Origin of the sequence: Salmonella sp. 741265116_PST (assembly GCF_046567715.1) — a bacterium.
In the GTDB taxonomy this organism is placed as follows: domain Bacteria; phylum Pseudomonadota; class Gammaproteobacteria; order Enterobacterales; family Enterobacteriaceae; genus Salmonella; species Salmonella enterica.
In genome coordinates this window covers 1-17,700 of sequence record NZ_JBKFPH010000039.1, presented here as the reverse complement: position 1 = coordinate 17,700, position 17,700 = coordinate 1, and the positions used below count along the sequence as shown (strand labels likewise).

Below are 17,700 nucleotides of genomic sequence, written 5' to 3'. Positions count from 1 at the left end.
AAGAGAGTAGCGGAAAGGTGTATTTAACGAAGGTTAGTTTATCCTCGCCAGAGGGTGAGGAGAATCGCGGGGGAATCTCCTCGTGATATTGCGCGGTAATATTTTTCGTCGTCCCTGACGCGCCCGCGAGGATTAGCGCTGCCGCAGCTGTAAATCCAGAGGTGTTTTGCTCGGTTCGCCGCCGATTTCACGCGCCAGTCTTGGCACCATATAGCCGGATACCAGCGTGAGCAGTTCGCGCATGATTTGCCGGGCTTCGTCATCGGTGACCATAAAATGCGCGGCGCCCTGTACTTTATCCAGCACATGCAGGTAATAGGGCATCACGCCGGCGTCAAATAGCGCGTTGCTCAGATTCGCCAGTGTTCGCGCGTTATCATTCACGCCACGCAGCAGAACGCTCTGGTTGAGAAGCGTTACGCCCACGTGGCGCAGTTTCTTCATCGCCAGGCAGAACGCCTCGTCCACTTCATTGGCGTGGTTGATATGGTTCACCAACAAAATTTGCAGACGTGACTGGTCAAAGCGGGCGACCAGTTCGTCAGTAATGCGTGCCGGGATGACGATAGGCAACCGACTGTGGATGCGTAGCCGCTTGACGTGCTTTATGGCTTCCAGTTGCGTGAGCAGCCAGTCCAGCTCATGATCTTTCGCCATCAGCGGATCGCCGCCGGAAAAGATGATCTCATCCAGTTCCGGGTGTGCGGCGATATACTCCAGCGCGACTTTCCAGTTGCGCTTATTGCCTTGATTCTCCGCATACGGGAAGTGACGACGGAAACAGTAGCGGCAATTTACCGCACATCCGCCTTTTACCAGCAATAGCGCCCGGTTTTGGTATTTATGCAATAATCCTGGCACCACGCTGTGTTGCTCTTCCAGCGGGTCGGTGGAGAAACCGGGGGCGACAATAAATTCATCCCGGGACGTCAGTACTTGACGTAAAAGAGGATCGTCAGGGTTGCCCTTCTCCATGCGCGCAATAAAAGCGCGCGGCACGCGGAGGGCAAACAAGCGCCTGGCGTCCTGTCCTGCCCGGAGGTTTTCATCAGCTTCAATCTGTAAAAGATGCAGCAGTTCGTCGGGATTGGTCACAACATCGGCAAGTTGCGCTAACCAATCTTCTCGCAATGGGGTATTTAGGGTTACAATATGCGCCATTTTGTGGCTTAGCTACCAGTTAACAATTTCAGAGGGCCTTATGGCGACTTACTATAGCAACGATTTTCGTTCCGGTCTTAAAATCATGTTGGATGGCGAACCTTATGCGGTTGAATCCAGTGAATTCGTGAAACCGGGTAAAGGCCAGGCGTTTGCCCGCGTTAAGCTGCGCCGTCTGCTGACCGGCACGCGCGTTGAGAAAACCTTCAAATCGACCGATTCCGCTGAAGGCGCGGATGTAGTCGATATGAACCTGACTTACCTGTACAACGACGGTGAGTTCTGGCATTTCATGAACAACGAAACCTTCGAGCAGCTGTCTGCAGATGCCAAGGCTATCGGCGACAACGCAAAATGGCTGTTGGATCAGGCAGAATGCATCGTAACCCTGTGGAACGGTCAGCCTATCTCTGTTACTCCGCCGAACTTTGTTGAACTGGAAATTGTTGATACCGACCCAGGTCTGAAGGGCGATACCGCAGGTACTGGCGGCAAACCAGCCACGCTGTCTACTGGCGCAGTGGTTAAAGTTCCGCTGTTCGTGCAGATTGGCGAAGTGATCAAAGTCGATACCCGTTCCGGCGAATACGTATCCCGCGTAAAATAATTTACGTTATCGGGAAAAATGGTGCAGCGTATGCTGCGCCATCCTGTTTTCGCGCCTCAATGATGAAACGCTTTATCGGCCTTGTCGCGCTGGTTCTTCTTACCAGCACATTATTAACGGCATGTAATACCGCCCGCGGCTTCGGCGAAGATATTCAGCATCTTGGCCACGCCATCTCCCGCGCAGCCAGCTAATCGCTTCTCGTCTTCCTAAAATTAGTCGATCGCCCGTCATTTTCTGGGATGTTGTCTATTATTAAGTTGCTATACACAAACAACATTGGCTAGAAAAGGAAGACATTATGGTTAAAAAGACAATTGCAGCGATCTTTTCTGTTTTGGTACTTTCCACTGTATTAACTGCTTGTAATACCACGCGCGGCGTGGGCGAGGACATCTCGGACGGTGGTAGTGCGATCTCTGGCGCTGCAACCAGAGCTCAGCAGTAATCATCAACGGTACGGCATGGCGTCGTACCGTTAATCGATTTTCTCCGGAAGCATAAGAAAGGGAGAATATCGGTTATCCATATGAAGTTTCATGCGGATATTACGCTTATAGGTGTAAACCGTTTTCCCGTGAATGCCAAGCGCATACGCAATCTCTTTATTGCTGGTGCCTTCCGTCCACATCGCGAGCACCTTTTCCTCCTGCGGAGAGAGCAATGGCGTGGCGCTTTCCGGCGCTTCCTGCAGTGGATGAGTATATAGTGCTCCTTTAATTCGTTGTGCAAGCTCATGTAAAGGCGTGTGTTTAGATAACACCGCATGACTGGCATATTGCGATCTGTACGGCATATTCCCTGACTGTAATAATACCAACGGCGTCATCCTGCAGGCGGCAAAAAATGCATTGATAGGCTGCTCGGATAAGGTATCGTTGAGAAAACCATATAAATCAGCGATAACCAGATGGGGCTTCCATTGCAGAATATGTTCTTTCGCCAGTATAAGGTTATTCATCCCGGATACCAGCAGTGAAGAACTGAGCACATCAGTGTGATTAAGCCAGGCCTCCATGCCCGTACGGGTAAAATGGCATCGGTCTATCACTAAAATTTTCAACATAGTTTTTTGCACCCGGAAGTAGATAAAGCACTTTCTTTCGCAGAAAGCGTTCCATCATAGAGAACTCCTGTGGGCGCTAAATGCGAAAACTACGCGGCTTAAAAGGGCCAATTCCCGCCTTTAGGCGGAAAAAAATAAAAAGGTTGAAATTCATTTTCTCTCAGGCAAGAATGGCTTTTCATCCGTATACGTTACAGGACGACCTGTAAACGCTATTCTCACCGGGGACGGCCCCATTAATTATCTGGAGCCTGCTATGTCCTGGATCATTCTATTAATCGCTGGTTTACTTGAAGTGGTATGGGCTGTCGGCCTGAAGTATACCCACGGTTTTTCTCGTCTGACCCCCAGTATTATCACCATTACGGCCATGATTATCAGTATGGCGTTACTTTCCTGGGCAATGAAAACGCTGCCTGTTGGAACGGCGTACGCCATCTGGACCGGCATCGGTGCCGTCGGGGCGGCAATCACCGGTATCCTTCTGCTGGGCGAGTCTGCCTCACCGGCGCGTTTGCTCAGTCTTGGCTTGATCGTCGCGGGTATCATTGGGCTAAAACTCAGTGCGCATTAATTCGTCGCTGACATTGCTACGAACCTGATTGTTTTACCCAGATTAATTTATTGACGTCAAACCCCTCCCGGGTCGCGACGGCCAACATTTGTTGTTTTATTTCCTCAGAAAGCGTTGGCGTGCGAGAGAGTATCCACAGATAGTCGCGATCCGGGCCGCACACCAGCGCATGACGGTATTCCCGGTCAAGCGCAATCACGTTATAGCCGCCGTAGAATGGGCCGAAAAAAGAGACCTTGAGCGCGGCGCGGTTTGGACTACCGGTAAAATACGCTTTGCCTTCTGTTTTTTGCCACATTCCCCGATCCGGGTTATAGCCTTTATTGATGACATTAATCCCGCCATCGTCACGCAGGCTATAGGTGGCCGTGACTTGTTCCAGCCCACGTTCAAATCGATGATCGAGGCGTGCGATCTCATACCAGGTGCCGAGGTAACGTTTGGCATCAAAGTTATCTACCACGGTGACGCCTTTAGGCGGGGTAGGCGAACTACAGGCGACGACCAGAAATGCAGCCGTAACTGCAGCAACGACGGGCAGAATGCGCATAAGATTTTCCTTCCAGTGTTTTTTCTAAGTGTAGAACCTGGCGGGAAAATGAGAGGCAGGAAAAGAAAAAACGCCCTCTTATCGGGTAGATAAGAGGGCATCGTGGCAACTTAGAGAGTGATAACGCCAATCGCCGTCACAACGGTCAGGATTGCCGCCAGACCGTAAAAGACCCATTTGCCCGCGGGCACGTGGATTTTCAGGTCATGCATCGCGTGGTGCATACGGTGTAGGCCACACCATAGCGGCAGCACGATCATCAGGAACAGAAAAACGCGACCAATAAAGCTTTGGGCGAACGTCAGTACGCGCTCAAAACTCAGGGCATCGCCCGGAAATAGCCCCAGCGGCAGCATGATGCCAACCAGTAGCACGATCACCGGCGCGATGATCGCGCCCCACATACCGCCTGCGCCAAACAGTCCCCAGAATACGGGTTCATCAGAACGTTTTGGGTTTGGATTAATCATCCGGGACTCCTTACCAGAACAGGGCAACATACAGAATGACTACGGTGACTACCGCAGTGACCACCCAAAGCCCTTTGATGATTGGCTCTGGCCCCATTTTTTCGTCTTTTACAATGATATTGGCCGCCTTCGGCGCCAGTTCAAACCAGGTTTTGGTGTGCAGCAGCGCGGCCGCCAGGGTGATCAGGTTTAAGATCACTACCACCGGGTTTTGTAAAAAGCCGACGAATCCCATCCAGGATTCCGCGCCGTGTTTGAGCGCAAACAGACCGAAAATCAGTTCAATACTGAACCAGACTGCCGGCACCGCTGTGCCTTCGCGCAGCATATAAAAGCGATAAAACGGCAGTTTTTTCCACCAGGTGGACGTCATCGGCCGCACATAGGGTTTGCGTTTAGTCGTCATGTTGCACTCCTTAGCGTGGTTTCAGGGTGGCGATAAGAAAGTCTTTTGAGCTTTCCACTTTACCCTGCTGAATGGCCGCAGCCGGATCGACATGTTTTGGACAGACTTCGGAGCAGTAGCCCACGAAAGTACAGGTCCATACGCCGTTCGGACTATTCAACTGCGCCATACGCTCCTTCTTACCGTGATCGCGGCTATCTTCGTTATAGCGATGCGCCAGCGTAATTGCAGCCGGTCCGATAAACTCAGGATTCAGACCGAACTGCGGGCACGCGGCGTAGCACAGACCACAGTTGATGCAACCGGAGAACTGGTGATACTTCGCCATTTGCGCCGGGGTCTGGACATTCGGCCCCTGATCTGGCGTGCGAGAGTTGCCAATAATGTACGGTTTGATCGCTTCCAGGCTTTCGATAAAGTGCGTCATATCGACAACCAGATCGCGCTCAATCGGGAAGTTCGCCAGCGCTTCCACCTTCATACCGTTGGTGTAATTGCGCAGGAAGGTTTTACACGCCAGTTTAGGGACGTTGTTGACCATCATGCCGCAGGAGCCGCAGATCGCCATACGGCAGGACCAGCGGTAGCTCAGGTCCGGTGCCAGGTTATCCTTGATGTAGCCCAGCGCATCCAGCAGTGACGTGGTTTCATCATAAGGAACTTCATAGAAAGCACTGTGCGGCGCGGTATCGGTTTCCGGGTTATAGCGCACCACCTCAACTTTCAGGTTTTTCATCTCAGCCATTCGCCTTCTCCTTCTTATCGGCTGCTTCCGCTTCACCGCCGTAAACACGTTTGGCTGGCGGCAGGGTGGTGATTTTCACGTCGCTGTATTCCAGACGGGTCGTGCCATCAGCATCGCGGAAGGCGAGGGTGTGCTTGAGGAAGTTCACATCGTCGCGCTCGGTACAGCCTTCATCCAGACGCTGATGTGCGCCGCGGGACTCTTTACGCGCCAGCGCAGAGTGCGCCATACATTCCGCCACGTTCAGACCATGACCCAGTTCGATGGTATACAGCAGGTCGGTGTTGAACACGCTGGAGGTATCGGAGATACGTACGCGCTTGAAACGTTCCTGAAGCTCGGCCAGTTTATCAACGGTTTTCTGCATCAGTTCCGGGGTACGGTAAATACCGCAACCTTCTTCCATAGACAGACCCATCTCATCGCGGATCTTCGACCAGTTTTCGTTGCCTTCCTGGTTCACCAGATTTTTCAGACGCTGTTCAATATCGGCAACCTGGGCGTCGAGCGCGGCGCTATTTGCGGCGCCAGCCGTCGCAGCGCGTTCCATTGCTTGTTCGCCAGCCAGACGACCAAACACCACCAGTTCCGCCAGTGAGTTGGAACCGAGGCGGTTCGCGCCATGCAGGCCAACAGAGGAGCATTCGCCAACGGCAAACAGCCCTTTGACACGGCTTTCACAGTTCTGGTCGGTTTCAATGCCGCCCATGGTGTAGTGCGCGGTCGGACGTACTGGAATCGGTTCTTTAACCGGATCGACGCCGACATAGGCTTTCGCCAGTTCGCAAATGAACGGCAGACGTTCATGCAGTTTCTTCTCGCCGAGATGACGCAGGTCGAGGTGAACCACATCGCCGCGCGGCGTGGAGATGGTGTTGCCTTTACGCCATTCGTGCCAGAAAGCCTGGGATACTTTGTCGCGCGGCCCCAGTTCCATATATTTGTTTTTCGGCTCGCCCAGCGGCGTTTCGGGGCCCATGCCGTAGTCTTGCAGGTAACGGTAGCCATTTTTATTGACCAGAATACCGCCTTCGCCGCGGCAACCTTCGGTCATCAGGATACCGGAACCTGGCAGGCCGGTCGGGTGATACTGAACGAATTCCATATCACGCAGCGGAACGCCGTGGCTCAGCGCCATGCCCATCCCGTCGCCGGTGACGATGCCGCCGTTGGTGTTATAGCGGTATACGCGGCCTGCGCCGCCTGTCGCCATTACCACGGCGTTGGCGCGGATTTGCACCAGCGTGCCTTCCATCATGTTCATTGCCACCAGGCCGCGCGCATGGTTGTCATCAACCAGAATATCCAGCACAAAATGTTCGTCAAAGCGCTGGATTTGTGGGAACTGCAGGGAAGTCTGGAACAGAGTATGCAGCATATGGAAGCCGGTTTTATCCGCGGCGAACCAGGTACGCTCGATTTTCATACCACCGAAGCGACGCACGTTAACGCTACCGTCCGGACGGCGGCTCCACGGGCAGCCCCATTGCTCCAGCTGCGTCATCTCAGTGGGACAATGGTGGACAAAGTAATCCACGACATCCTGCTCACACAGCCAGTCTCCGCCTGCTACCGTATCGTGAAAATGGTAGTCAAAGCTGTCATGATCCTGGGCGACAGCGGCTGAACCCCCTTCGGCAGCGACGGTGTGGCTGCGCATCGGGTACACTTTTGAGATCAGTGCGATTTTAGCATTGGGATTCGCCTGTGCGGCAGCAATTGCAGCACGTAATCCCGCGCCACCGGCGCCTATAATGGCAAGATCGGCTTGAAAGGTTTGCACGACATTCCTCCAGATTATTGTAATTTCACCCTCGCGCAGCCAGATAAAGCCTCTGGGTTCTGCGAAGTATGAATGCGTTTCCACTGCTCCTTTATGGGTACAACAGTATAGACTCAGGGATGTGAGGGAAATTTGACGTGTTCGATTTTTTTAGCGTATCAGAGGGATGAATTATCATTGATTTTGATTAATTTAATTACTAAACCATCTGAAATCACTTTTTTTACCCTCCAGAAGGCGCCCGATACGCCTGCGCAAAATTTGTTTCGCCCGCGCGTTGCGAGTAGACTTCGTGACCTTGTCTTAAACTGGAGAAAGAATCATGAGCGAAACGGCAACCTGGCAGCCGAGCGCGTCCATCCCCAATTTATTAAAACGTGCGGCGATTATGGCGGAAATCCGTCGTTTCTTTGCCGATCGTGGAGTGCTTGAGGTTGAGACGCCCTGCATGAGTCAGGCGACGGTCACAGACATTCATCTGTTCCCGTTCGAAACGCGTTTCGTCGGACCTGGCCATTCCCAGGGGATGAACCTCTATTTAATGACCAGTCCGGAATACCATATGAAACGCCTGCTGGCGGCAGGGTGCGGCCCAGTTTTCCAGCTATGCCGCAGTTTCCGTAATGAAGAGATGGGACGACATCATAATCCGGAATTCACTATGCTGGAGTGGTATCGCCCGCATTACGATATGTACCGCCTGATGAATGAAGTGGATGATTTGCTTCAGCAAGTGCTGGATTGTCAACCTGCGGAAAGTCTCTCCTATCAACAGGCGTTTCTGCGCCATCTGGAGATTGACCCGTTATCAGCAGATAAAACGCAGCTGCGTGAGGCGGCGGCAAAGCTTGATTTAAGCAATATCGCTGATACGGAAGAAGACCGTGATACGTTGCTGCAACTGCTGTTCACGATGGGGGTTGAGCCGCATATAGGTAAAGAAAAGCCGACCTTTATTTATCACTTTCCGGCAAGTCAGGCATCGCTGGCACAAATCAGTACCGAGGATCATCGCGTCGCCGAGCGCTTTGAGGTGTACTACAAAGGTATTGAGCTGGCGAATGGTTTCCACGAACTGACGGACGCACGTGAGCAACAACAGCGCTTTGAACAGGACAATCGTAAGCGCGCCGCTCGCGGTCTGCCGCAGCAGCCGATTGACCAAAATCTACTGGATGCGCTGGCCGCCGGTCTACCGGATTGTTCCGGCGTGGCGCTGGGTGTTGATCGTCTGGTGATGCTGGCGCTGGGAGCAGAAAGCCTGGCGGACGTGATTGCTTTTACGGTCGATCGGGCGTAAATCTGAAATTCACTCTTTAGCGAGATAAAATGGCGCAATAAGCGCCATTTTGTAGCATATTTTTTCAATTATCCTCTATTTGCCACAACATAAGGCTGGAACTTTGATGCCATTTAGGTATCAATCCTGTGTTGATTTTTTTATCGCTGACCTTTGTAAAAAAGAAGGCGGCGTCAATCGGTGAGCGGCGTCTGGCAAACGCGCTCGAGCGTAAGGGATGGTTGAATGACCCACACGATAAAAAAGATGAGCCTTATTGGGCTTATCCTGATGATTTTTACTTCTGTTTTTGGTTTTGCGAATAGCCCGTCGGCGTTTTATTTAATGGGGTATAGCGCAATCCCGTGGTATATATTTTCTGCCTTGCTGTTTTTTATTCCATTCGCCTTAATGATGGCTGAAATGGGTTCCGCTTATCGCAAAGAAGAGGGCGGGATCTATTCGTGGATGAATAATAGCGTGGGGCCACGTTACGCGTTTATCGGCACGTTTATGTGGTTTTCATCGTATGTCATATGGATGGTAAGTACGGCGGCAAAAATTTGGGTACCGTTTTCTACTTTTGTTTTTGGCGCCGATATGACGCAGCACTGGCGTATTGCGGGGCTTGAGCCTACGCAGGTTGTCGGGCTGCTCGCCGTTGGCTGGATGATTCTGGTGACGTGTGTCGCCGCCAGAGGGATCAATAAAATTGCGCGAATTACGGCGGTCGGAGGTATTGCCGTAATGTGTCTTAATTTAGTTTTGTTGTTAGTGAGTGTCGCTATTTTGTTATTAAATGGTGGACATTTTGCACAAGAAATTAATTTTACCTCGTCACCGAATCCGGGTTATCACTCCGGCCTGGCAATGTTGTCATTTGTGGTATTTGCTATTTTTGCTTACGGCGGTATTGAGGCTGTCGGCGGACTGGTGGATAAAACCGAGAAACCGGAAAAGAATTTTGCGAAAGGTATTGTTTTCGCGGCTATTGTGATTTCAATTGGTTATTCTTTGGCGATCTTTTTATGGGGCGTCAGCACTAACTGGCAACAGATATTAAGTAATAGCGCCGTTAACTTAGGGAATATCACCTACATTCTGATGTCGAGTTTAGGCACGACATTAGGTAACGCGTTAAACCTTTCTCCGGAGGCTGCGATGACGGTGGGCGTCTGGTTTGCGCGTATCACTGGCCTTTCTATGTTTCTGGCTTATACCGGCGCGTTTTTTACGTTGAGCTATTCACCGCTGAAAGCCATTATTCAGGGGACGCCAAAAGCGTTGTGGCCCGCGCCGATGACGACACTAAACGCTAACGGTATGCCGGCGACCGCTATGTGGCTACAGTGCGTGCTGGTGAGTCTGTTTATTTTGCTGGTCTCTTTTGGCGGTGACACCGCATCGGCGTTTTATAACAAACTCACGCTGATGGCGAACGTCTCAATGACCTTGCCATACCTGTTCCTTGCGCTGGCATTTCCCTTCTTTAAAGCGCGTCAGGATCTGGAGCGGCCATTTGTTCTCTTTAAAACCAAAGCCTCTACCCTGGTCGCGACGGGTGTTGTGGTGCTGGTGGTGACGTTTGCCAACGTCTTTACCATCATCCAGCCGGTGATTGAAGCTGGGGACTGGGACAGCGCCTTGTGGATGATCGGCGGCCCGATCTTTTTCTCGCTGCTGGCGATGGCGATTTATCAGAATTACAGCAGCCGCATGAGCGCCGATCCGGAGTGGGCGGCGGAGTAAAGGCCGTATGCCGGATAAGACCCGACGGGTCGCATCCGGCATTTCTTGCCTGGATCATGCGCTACAAACTGCCCGCCGGGCGGCTGGTTTTACCCGCTGACGTTAACGTTCTCCCCGTTTGTTTACCGCCGAGACTCTCCAGACGCATCTGGAACGGCGGGAACGGCATATCAATACCGTGCTCGCGGAAGCCCGCCAGAATCAATTGGTGGATCTCATGGCGTAATGGCATACGGTGTCCCATTTCCGCGGCATAGATACGCAGTTCGAAAATTTGAATACCCTGCTGGAGATCCACCAGAAAGATTTCAGGCGGCGGGTTGTCCAGCACCAAAGAACAGCGCTGCGCCGCCGTCAGCAGAATTTGCGTCACCTCTTCGCTATTGGCATCCGCTGGCGCCGGGATGGTTAACACCACGCGCGTAACGGAGTCAGACAGCGACCAGTTGATAAACTGTTCGGTGATAAAGGCTTTATTCGGCACGATAATCTCTTTACGATCCCAGTCGCTGATGGTGGTGGCGCGGGTATTGATTTTGGTCACGCTGCCGGTGAGATCGCGAATGGTCACCGTATCGCCGATACGAATCGGCTTTTCAAACAAAATAATCAGGCCGGAGATAAAGTTAGCGAAAATTTCTTGCAGGCCAAAACCAAGCCCAACGCCGAGCGCGGCCACCAGCCATTGTAGCTTCGACCACTCAATGCCGATCATCGAGAAACCGACCAGCCCGCCAATCAGCATTAACAAATATTTGGTGATGGTCGTGATGGCGTAACCGGTACCAGGCGTTAAATCGAGATGCTGTAATAACGCCAGTTCCAGCAGCGCAGGCAGATTACGCACCAACTGCGTGGTTATGATAAAGACCAGAATCGCAATGAGCACCGCCCCGAGGGTAATCGGCTCCAGGCTTTCCACGCCTTGCACCGTAGAGGTGACATCCCACAGCGAAATATTCTCCAGGAAGCCGAATGCCGAGTGAATTTCCGACCACAGTACAATTACCGATAGTAGGGCGATAAGCATCAGAATTGAGCGGACCAGACGCAGCGACTGAGCGCTAATAGCGTCAAGATCGATTTCACTTTCATCGATGTCGACCGCGCCTTCCAGGCTGGAGGAATGCGCCGGTTCTTCTTCGCCGCGCGCGCGCTGCGCCAGCATTTCCGCCCGACGATGTTTGGCGCGGTCAAAAGCCAGTCGGCGTCGTTGGATCAGCATCCAGCGGCGAATGACGTGATAAATGACCAGCAACAGGAACCAGATGGCGACCGAGGTTTCCAGTCTCGCCAGTAGCGCCTGCGCCGTGGCCAGATAACCCACTGCCGCTGCCAGAATCGCGATAAGCGGCGCGCCCATCAACATATTCCACAGCAGGCTGTTGACCATGTTGTCGCCGTTGCCTTCTTTATCAAGATAGAGCGGGATGCCCGCTTTTTTCAGACTCAGCGTGACCAGCGCCAGCGCGCCGCATATCAGGATGAAGCAAAGGCGGCCCAACGAGCCGGAAAACTCCCGATCGTTAAGATTATCAAACATGATCACTGCCATAATGAGCGGCACGATCAGCCCAATGCTCATCAGGTAGTAGCGCATCGCTTTCGCTACCCGGTTTCGCGGCCAGCCGAAATGCGCCACAAACAGGCCATTAGGGCGGGCAAACGCGGCGCAAATCATGACTACCCACAACAGCGGTACTGTCGCGGTCACGCCATCGCCGATGGCGACGGCCAGCGGATACGGCCAGGCTTCCTGTAGACCATAACCGAGCGTTGCCCACAAGACGGGCAGCGGCGAGGCGACCAGAATCGACCAGAACACCGTGCGCAGCGTCAGCGAGAAGTGATCCTGGGTGACTTTCCCGACGCGCGAGGCCGAACGCTCAAGGAACCGGTTGAAGTGTTGGCGTGAATAGAGGCTAAACCCGACCAGCGCCAGCGCGCCGAATAACGGCAGTAGCGTCTCTTTGCTGGTCAGCATCATGATGCTGGCTTTACCTAACTGATTAAACGTATCTAATGAGATAAGCCGGCGTAAATCCTGAACCAAATCAACAGGCCAGGAGAGCGATAGCGGGCTAACGTCAGCGGTCCAGAACAGATAACGGTGGGTCGCTTCATTAACCTCTTTAAGCGCATCCTCCAGTTGGCTGTTGGAGACTTTCAGTTTGGTCAGCTCCAGGATCAGCGTATCGCCGCCCTGTAACAACGAGTTGAGCAGCTCGCGCTGAGTGCGAAGCTGGGCGTCAAGAATCTGGTTTTGCTCGGCGGTCAGCGGCTGTCCATTGGCCTGACGTATTTGCCGTAGCTGCGGCTGCTTATTGAGTAACTCTTCATAGCGCATACGGTGAACGCGTAGCTGCGCCATTTCCGTATCAAGCTGCTGCGGCTTAGGCATTTCTGGCAGACGGGCGACCTGTGCGCGCAGCGCTTCGCCAAGCATGTTGGACACGCCAAGCCATTGCGACTGCTCCCGCAGCGTATTGAGCGCCTGACGCACCTGTAACGTTTGGCTGGTGGCCTGTCGCTGCTGCGAGGCGACCAGATCCATCCGCTGCGCTTGTTGATTGAGCGCCTGTGACAGCTCGCGGTTGACTTTAAATTGTTCGACAATGCCTTCCGGCAAACCGGCGCTGTTTTCCGCCAGCAGCTCAGTGCTTTCCAGCGCGCGTTCCGCTTCACGTTGGCGCAGGCTATTGAGCTGATTGCGCAGCGCCTGAAGATACGCATCCAATTGCTGACTCTGTTTTTCCGCCAGCTCGGAACGCAGACGAGCCAGTTCCTGCCGGTTGTTGGCGGACAGTTGCGCCAACTCCAGTTCGTCGACTAACGCTTTTAGTTTGGCGGACTCCGCCTGCATACTGAGATTTTGCGCCTGGCTAAGCGCGGCACTTCCGCCTGCGGTGCCGAGCCGTCGCTCAATCTCATTAAGCTGGCGGCGGGCGTCGTTTTGCTGTTGGGGAAGCTGGCTGAGCGAGTCGGCGATCTCCCTGACGCGCTCCTGCTCCTGTTGCGCCTCGCGGGTTTTATCCAGTAGCTGGCTGCTAACCTGCAAGATCTCCTGATTTAACGCTTCGGTGGACATCTCTGGCGGTACGCTGCGAGGCTCATCGCGCAGATTATTCAACTGGGCGCGCAAGGTGGCGGATAGCTTAGGGAAGTTATCAATAACGTGTTGATATTGTTTCGCGCGCTCAAGCGAGCCTTTTCGCTCTTCAAGCGCGTTTAACGCAGTCTGGAGCGCCTCAACGGCTTCCGGCTGAGCGGGTTTCGCCGCTTTTGCCTGCTCCAGTTCCTGCGTGATTTGTTTGGCGTCGGGGGCCGTTGCGGCGAACGCCCCCGTGCTGAGGCACCAGGCCATCAGAAAAGCGATAATCAGGCGCACGTCAGCATTCTCTCTTGATTAGGTGTCGTCTTTTTTATTGTCAACCAGCGGGCTGGCGTCGTGTTCGGCTTTAATTTCTTCTGCCGGCAGCGGAGCAGGTTCTACCTCCGGCGCGACGAATGTTTCGGTCGACGTCGCCAGCGGTTGGCCAATTTTGGTAACGGACAGGCTTGCCAGCGACGCGATCAGATTCACTTTCCCCGGCGCAAATAAGTTGATGACCGTGGAACCCAGTTTAAAGCGTCCCATCTCCTGGCCTTTCAACAAGGCGACAGACCCTTCATGTTCGCCTTCTGGCCAGGTCCAGCGCTTGATGATGCCTTCGCGCGGCGGGGTAATGGTCCCCGCCCAGACGGTTTCGATACTGCCGACAATAGTTGCGCCGACCAGAATCTGCGCCATAGGACCGAACTCGGTATCAAACAGACAGATAACGCGCTCGTTGCGGGCAAACAGGTTGGGGACGTTTTGCGCGGTCAGATGGTTAACGGAGAACAGATCGCCCGGTACGTAGATCATTTCACGCAGGATGCCGTTGCATGGCATGTGCACGCGATGGTAGTCGCGAGGGGAGAGGTAAGTGGTCACAAACGTGCCGTTGCGGAACTTATCCGCCATCAGGTAGTTACCCGCCAGCAACGCCTCAAGGCTGTAATTATGGCCTTTGGCCTGCAAAATTTTATCTTCTTCGATACGACCCAACTGGCTTATCACGCCGTCGGCAGGCATAACCAGGATGTTAGGATCGGTATTGAGCGGACGCACGTCATCACGCAGCGGACGAACAAAGAAATCATTGAACGTACGATAGCTGGCGGTATCCGGTTTTTGCGCCTCGGTCATATCGACTTTGTAATACTTTACGAAGAGATCGATAACCAGTTTTGTCAGCCATCCTGCTCGTTTGCTTGCGCCCCAGCCCGCCAGGCGAGTGAGCCATAGTTTCGGCAGAATGTATTGTAGCGAAAGTTTAAATGAGTTTAACAAGGTAGCCTCCAGGCCATTGTTGTTCCTGAACCGGCAGTTATACCGGTATCCTGAAAAAAGGGGACGATTCTAACGACGCCTGGCGTATCTGTCAGTCGTCCGTATCAGAAAAGTTTTTACGCGTTTTTACCTGCGCCATACTTTCAAGAATTCGGTGATAATTTTCGAAACGGGTTTCCGCAATAGCGCCGTTCTCTACCGCTTCGCGAATGGCGCAGCCTGGATCGGCGTCATGCTTGCAGTCCCGGTATTTGCAATGTCCCAAATAGTCATGAAATTCGACAAAGCCCTGGGTGATTTGTTCCGGCTCCAGATGCCATAAGCCGAACTCGCGCACGCCGGGGGAATCAATGACATCGCCGCCATGCGGGAAATGATACAGACGAGCAGCGGTAGTGGTATGTTGACCCAGACCGGAGACATTCGACACATCGTTCGTCAGAATCTCGTTCTGTAAGCCGAGCAGAGCGTTTAGCAGACTGGATTTTCCGACGCCGGACTGCCCGGCAAAAATACTGATGCGACCGGTTAACGCCTCTTCCAGCGGTTTCAGACCATCCTGCGTATGGCTGGAGACCATCAGTACGCGATAGCCGATATTGCGGTAGATATCCATCTGCTCATTAACGAAGTCCATACCTTCGTCGTCCAGCAGATCAATTTTATTGAGTACGATAAGCGGCTCAACCTGTAGGGTTTCACAGCCGACCAGATAGCGATCGATGATATTCAGCGACAGCTCCGGTAAAATTGCGGAAACAATAACGATTTGGTCAATGTTGGCGGCAATAGGCTTCACGCCGTCGTAGAAGTCCGGGCGCGTCAATACCGAGGTGCGCTCATGCACCGCTTCAACGATGCCTTTTACGTTGACGCCCTCTGCGGCGGCTTTGCCCGGACGCCAGACGACGCGATCGCCCGTCACCAGCGAACGAATAGTGCGGCGGATATTGCAGCGGTGAACCTCGCCGTCAGCAGACTCCACATCGGCATGCATACCAAAACGGCTAATGACGATACCTTCTGCAGGCTCGCCACACAGGTTGTCATCGTAGTCGGCTTTCTCCACGGACGTTTTTAAACGACGCTGGTGATTGGCGTTCACACGGCGCTGCTGGCCTTTGGAGAGTTTATTTTTGCTCAATCGTACTGGCTCCTGGTCGCCCATAGTGGGCAAAACATCTATGATACACGCAATTGTAGATGAATATAGTCACAGTGAATGTGACCTCTGAAGGGTGGAAAATAGCATGAGTGCCGATGAAAACAACCTGATTTGGATCGATCTGGAGATGACAGGTCTGGACCCCGAGCGCGATCGCATTATTGAGATAGCCACACTGGTGACGGATGCCAGCCTGAACATTCTGGCGGAAGGGCCGACGATTGCGGTACATCAATCCGATGCGCAACTGGCGTTAATGGATGACTGGAACGTGCGCACCCATACCGGTAGCGGCCTGGTGGATCGCGTTAAGGCAAGTACGATGGGCGAACGAGACGCTGAACTGGCGACGATTGAATTTCTGAAAACGTGGGTGCCTGCGGGTAAGTCGCCGATTTGCGGTAACAGCATCGGTCAGGATCGTCGTTTTCTGTTTAAATATATGCCGGAACTGGAGGCTTATTTCCACTATCGCTATCTGGATGTCAGTACGCTCAAGGAACTGGCGCGCCGCTGGAAGCCGGAGATTCTGGCCGGCTTTACCAAGCAGGGCACGCACCAGGCGATGGATGATATTCGCGAGTCGGTGGCGGAGCTGGCTTACTACCGCGAGCATTTCATTAAGCTGTGAGGCGTAACATGCCGGATGGCAACGCCACAACGTCTCATCCGGCAGCTCTCCCCACACTGAATTACTGCGTAAACCATTTCTCCTGCATTTGCGCATATTCCGGCGACGCTTTCACCTTGTCGAGCGCGGCATTAATTTCTTGCAATAGCGCGTCGTTGCCTTTGCGTACCGCAATGCCTAACCCTTTTCCGTAGTAGTCAGGATCGCTGGCGCGTTCATCCATGATGGCGTAATCCGGATTGTTTTTTAGCCACTTACCAATCGCGGCGACATCGCCAAACACGCCCTCAAGACGGTTATTTTTCAGATCGGTAAAGGCGTTTAGATAGCTGTCATAGGCGACAGGCGTGATAGCTTGTTGTTTATCCTGCAAATAGCGCTGATGCGTTGTACCGTTTTCCAGTCCGACTTTTTTGCCTTTCAGATCGGCAAAAGTGTGATAAGCCCCTTTACGCGTGACGACTACCGCCGATAAACCTTCGTAATAGGGTTGGCTAAAGGAGACCTGCTGCTCACGTTTGGGCGTCATATCCATACCGGCGATCACCGCATCAAACTTTTTGAAGCGTAGGCTGGGGATCAGACTATCAAAGCTCTGGTTAGTGAATGAGCACTCCGCTTGCATCTCTTTGCAGACCGCGTTGGCGACATCAATATCGAAACCAACAATTTTATTATCGGCATCGACAAACTCATAGGGCGCATAGGTGGCGGAGGTGCCAAAATGTAATGTTCTGGCGGAAACGGAAGCGGCGTGAACGGAGAGGCTGGCTAACAGCATGACAATAAGTTTTTTTTTCATCTTGATCCCTGATATCAATTGGATGTTGTGGTCACCGTGCTATTCTTTTTTTGGCGCAGGATGCTATTCTGATTCTGTGCCTTTAGGCGTGGCGTGAAAAGTTTTTTGTTGCATAGCGCACGCCTTGCTCGTTTTTTGGCTTGTTTGGTGATTTAATCAGCATTCAAACAAAAATCGCGAAAAAATGCGTTCAGGGGCTTGCAGCTAAATGGATTTCTCGTATAATGCGCCTCCCGTAACGACGCAGAAATGCGAATTACGACAGCAACAAATTTGCGGGAATAGCTCAGTTGGTAGAGCACGACCTTGCCAAGGTCGGGGTCGCGAGTTCGAGTCT

The 17,700-nt window shown here is 52.9% G+C and carries 18 protein-coding genes; 7 read left to right on the top strand and 11 right to left on the bottom strand.

Annotation, left to right across the window (positions count from 1 at the left end; all coding sequences use genetic code 11):
* Positions 1-132: 132 nt before the first annotated feature.
* Positions 133-1,161: an EF-P beta-lysylation protein EpmB gene (epmB, locus tag ACLD11_RS19570; RefSeq protein ID WP_000940478.1), complete on the bottom strand. Its 1,029-nt coding sequence runs from the start codon at positions 1,159-1,161 to the stop codon at positions 133-135.
* Positions 1,162-1,201: 40 nt separating this feature from the next.
* Here epmB and efp point away from each other — a divergent pair, with 40 nt between their 5' ends.
* The 3 genes from efp (at position 1,202) to ecnB (ending at position 2,216) form a co-directional block, all read left to right on the top strand.
* Positions 1,202-1,768: an elongation factor P gene (efp, locus tag ACLD11_RS19565; protein WP_000257282.1), complete on the top strand. Its 567-nt coding sequence runs from the start codon at positions 1,202-1,204 to the stop codon at positions 1,766-1,768.
* Positions 1,769-1,827: 59 nt separating this feature from the next.
* Complete coding sequence (locus ACLD11_RS19560) at positions 1,828-1,962, top strand: entericidin A/B family lipoprotein (RefSeq protein ID WP_000977687.1); 135 nt, start codon at positions 1,828-1,830, stop codon at positions 1,960-1,962.
* Positions 1,963-2,069: 107 nt separating this feature from the next.
* Positions 2,070-2,216 (top strand): lipoprotein toxin entericidin B, encoded by a 147-nt coding sequence (gene ecnB / locus ACLD11_RS19555; RefSeq protein ID WP_000239598.1) that lies wholly within the window; start codon positions 2,070-2,072, stop codon positions 2,214-2,216.
* Positions 2,217-2,246: 30 nt separating this feature from the next.
* Here ecnB and ACLD11_RS19550 read toward each other — a convergent pair whose 3' ends face one another.
* Positions 2,247-2,834 (bottom strand): response regulator transcription factor, encoded by a 588-nt coding sequence (locus ACLD11_RS19550; RefSeq protein ID WP_183059417.1) that lies wholly within the window; start codon positions 2,832-2,834, stop codon positions 2,247-2,249.
* Between the two features lie 256 nt (positions 2,835-3,090).
* Here ACLD11_RS19550 and sugE point away from each other — a divergent pair, with 256 nt between their 5' ends.
* Positions 3,091-3,408 carry a quaternary ammonium compound efflux SMR transporter SugE gene (gene sugE, locus ACLD11_RS19545; RefSeq protein ID WP_023185647.1) on the top strand — a complete coding sequence of 106 codons (318 nt, stop codon included), beginning with the start codon at positions 3,091-3,093 and terminating at the stop codon, positions 3,406-3,408.
* A gap of 16 nt (positions 3,409-3,424) precedes the next feature.
* Here sugE and ACLD11_RS19540 read toward each other — a convergent pair whose 3' ends face one another.
* The 5 genes from ACLD11_RS19540 to frdA form a co-directional block, all read right to left on the bottom strand.
* Positions 3,425-3,958 (bottom strand): lipocalin family protein, encoded by a 534-nt coding sequence (locus tag ACLD11_RS19540; RefSeq protein WP_411011517.1) that lies wholly within the window; start codon positions 3,956-3,958, stop codon positions 3,425-3,427.
* A gap of 110 nt (positions 3,959-4,068) precedes the next feature.
* Positions 4,069-4,428, bottom strand: a complete 360-nt coding sequence (gene frdD, locus ACLD11_RS19535; protein ID WP_000609650.1) for a fumarate reductase subunit FrdD — start codon at positions 4,426-4,428, stop codon at positions 4,069-4,071.
* A gap of 10 nt (positions 4,429-4,438) precedes the next feature.
* On the bottom strand, positions 4,439-4,834 hold the full coding sequence (frdC, locus tag ACLD11_RS19530; RefSeq protein WP_000208749.1) for a fumarate reductase subunit FrdC: 396 nt from the start codon (positions 4,832-4,834) through the stop codon (positions 4,439-4,441).
* Positions 4,835-4,844: 10 nt separating this feature from the next.
* Positions 4,845-5,579 (bottom strand): fumarate reductase iron-sulfur protein, encoded by a 735-nt coding sequence (gene frdB / locus ACLD11_RS19525; RefSeq protein ID WP_411015276.1) that lies wholly within the window; start codon positions 5,577-5,579, stop codon positions 4,845-4,847.
* On the bottom strand, positions 5,572-7,362 hold the full coding sequence (frdA, locus tag ACLD11_RS19520) for a fumarate reductase (quinol) flavoprotein subunit (RefSeq protein ID WP_001192954.1): 1,791 nt from the start codon (positions 7,360-7,362) through the stop codon (positions 5,572-5,574). The genes frdB and frdA overlap by 8 nt, the downstream gene beginning before the upstream one ends.
* A 322-nt stretch (positions 7,363-7,684) precedes the next feature.
* On the opposite strand from frdA, the gene epmA reads away from it, so the two are divergent.
* Both epmA and yjeM read left to right on the top strand, forming a co-directional pair.
* Positions 7,685-8,662, top strand: coding sequence for an elongation factor P--(R)-beta-lysine ligase (gene epmA, locus ACLD11_RS19515; protein ID WP_411011518.1), 978 nt, complete (start codon positions 7,685-7,687; stop codon positions 8,660-8,662).
* A gap of 225 nt (positions 8,663-8,887) precedes the next feature.
* Entirely contained in the window at positions 8,888-10,390 is a 1,503-nt protein-coding gene (yjeM, locus tag ACLD11_RS19510; RefSeq protein ID WP_000149876.1) for a glutamate/gamma-aminobutyrate family transporter YjeM, read from the top strand.
* A gap of 61 nt (positions 10,391-10,451) precedes the next feature.
* Here the strand turns inward: yjeM and mscM are convergent, their stop codons facing one another.
* The 3 genes from mscM to rsgA form a co-directional block, all read right to left on the bottom strand.
* On the bottom strand, positions 10,452-13,778 hold the full coding sequence (gene mscM / locus ACLD11_RS19505) for a miniconductance mechanosensitive channel MscM (RefSeq protein ID WP_411015275.1): 3,327 nt from the start codon (positions 13,776-13,778) through the stop codon (positions 10,452-10,454).
* 18 nt (positions 13,779-13,796) lie between these two features.
* Positions 13,797-14,765 (bottom strand): archaetidylserine decarboxylase, encoded by a 969-nt coding sequence (asd, locus tag ACLD11_RS19500; protein WP_000934949.1) that lies wholly within the window; start codon positions 14,763-14,765, stop codon positions 13,797-13,799.
* Between the two features lie 91 nt (positions 14,766-14,856).
* Positions 14,857-15,909: a small ribosomal subunit biogenesis GTPase RsgA gene (rsgA, locus tag ACLD11_RS19495; protein WP_411015274.1), complete on the bottom strand. Its 1,053-nt coding sequence runs from the start codon at positions 15,907-15,909 to the stop codon at positions 14,857-14,859.
* A 106-nt stretch (positions 15,910-16,015) separates the two neighbouring features.
* Here rsgA and orn point away from each other — a divergent pair, with 106 nt between their 5' ends.
* Entirely contained in the window at positions 16,016-16,561 is a 546-nt protein-coding gene (orn, locus tag ACLD11_RS19490) for an oligoribonuclease (RefSeq protein ID WP_001271546.1), read from the top strand.
* A 61-nt stretch (positions 16,562-16,622) separates the two neighbouring features.
* Here orn and ACLD11_RS19485 read toward each other — a convergent pair whose 3' ends face one another.
* Positions 16,623-17,363: an arginine ABC transporter substrate-binding protein gene (locus ACLD11_RS19485; protein ID WP_000727897.1), complete on the bottom strand. Its 741-nt coding sequence runs from the start codon at positions 17,361-17,363 to the stop codon at positions 16,623-16,625.
* Between the last annotated feature and the right edge of the window lie 337 nt (positions 17,364-17,700).

What these genes read in the sequence shown, in the direction of transcription:
- efp (WP_000257282.1), top strand. Translation starts at nt 1,202, where the DNA reads ATGGCGACTTACTATAGCAACGATTTTCGTTCCGGTCTTAAAATCATG.
- frdB (WP_411015276.1), bottom strand. Translation starts at nt 5,579, where the DNA reads ATGGCTGAGATGAAAAACCTGAAAGTTGAGGTGGTGCGCTATAACCCG.
- epmA (WP_411011518.1), top strand. Translation starts at nt 7,685, where the DNA reads ATGAGCGAAACGGCAACCTGGCAGCCGAGCGCGTCCATCCCCAATTTA.
- ACLD11_RS19485 (WP_000727897.1), bottom strand. Translation starts at nt 17,363, where the DNA reads ATGAAAAAAAAACTTATTGTCATGCTGTTAGCCAGCCTCTCCGTTCAC.
- ACLD11_RS19560 (WP_000977687.1), top strand. Translation starts at nt 1,828, where the DNA reads ATGATGAAACGCTTTATCGGCCTTGTCGCGCTGGTTCTTCTTACCAGC.
- frdD (WP_000609650.1), bottom strand. Translation starts at nt 4,428, where the DNA reads ATGATTAATCCAAACCCAAAACGTTCTGATGAACCCGTATTCTGGGGA.
- ACLD11_RS19550 (WP_183059417.1), bottom strand. Translation starts at nt 2,834, where the DNA reads ATGTTGAAAATTTTAGTGATAGACCGATGCCATTTTACCCGTACGGGC.
- sugE (WP_023185647.1), top strand. Translation starts at nt 3,091, where the DNA reads ATGTCCTGGATCATTCTATTAATCGCTGGTTTACTTGAAGTGGTATGG.
- ACLD11_RS19540 (WP_411011517.1), bottom strand. Translation starts at nt 3,958, where the DNA reads ATGCGCATTCTGCCCGTCGTTGCTGCAGTTACGGCTGCATTTCTGGTC.
- yjeM (WP_000149876.1), top strand. Translation starts at nt 8,888, where the DNA reads ATGACCCACACGATAAAAAAGATGAGCCTTATTGGGCTTATCCTGATG.
- orn (WP_001271546.1), top strand. Translation starts at nt 16,016, where the DNA reads ATGAGTGCCGATGAAAACAACCTGATTTGGATCGATCTGGAGATGACA.
- ecnB (WP_000239598.1), top strand. Translation starts at nt 2,070, where the DNA reads ATGGTTAAAAAGACAATTGCAGCGATCTTTTCTGTTTTGGTACTTTCC.
- epmB (WP_000940478.1), bottom strand. Translation starts at nt 1,161, where the DNA reads ATGGCGCATATTGTAACCCTAAATACCCCATTGCGAGAAGATTGGTTA.
- frdC (WP_000208749.1), bottom strand. Translation starts at nt 4,834, where the DNA reads ATGACGACTAAACGCAAACCCTATGTGCGGCCGATGACGTCCACCTGG.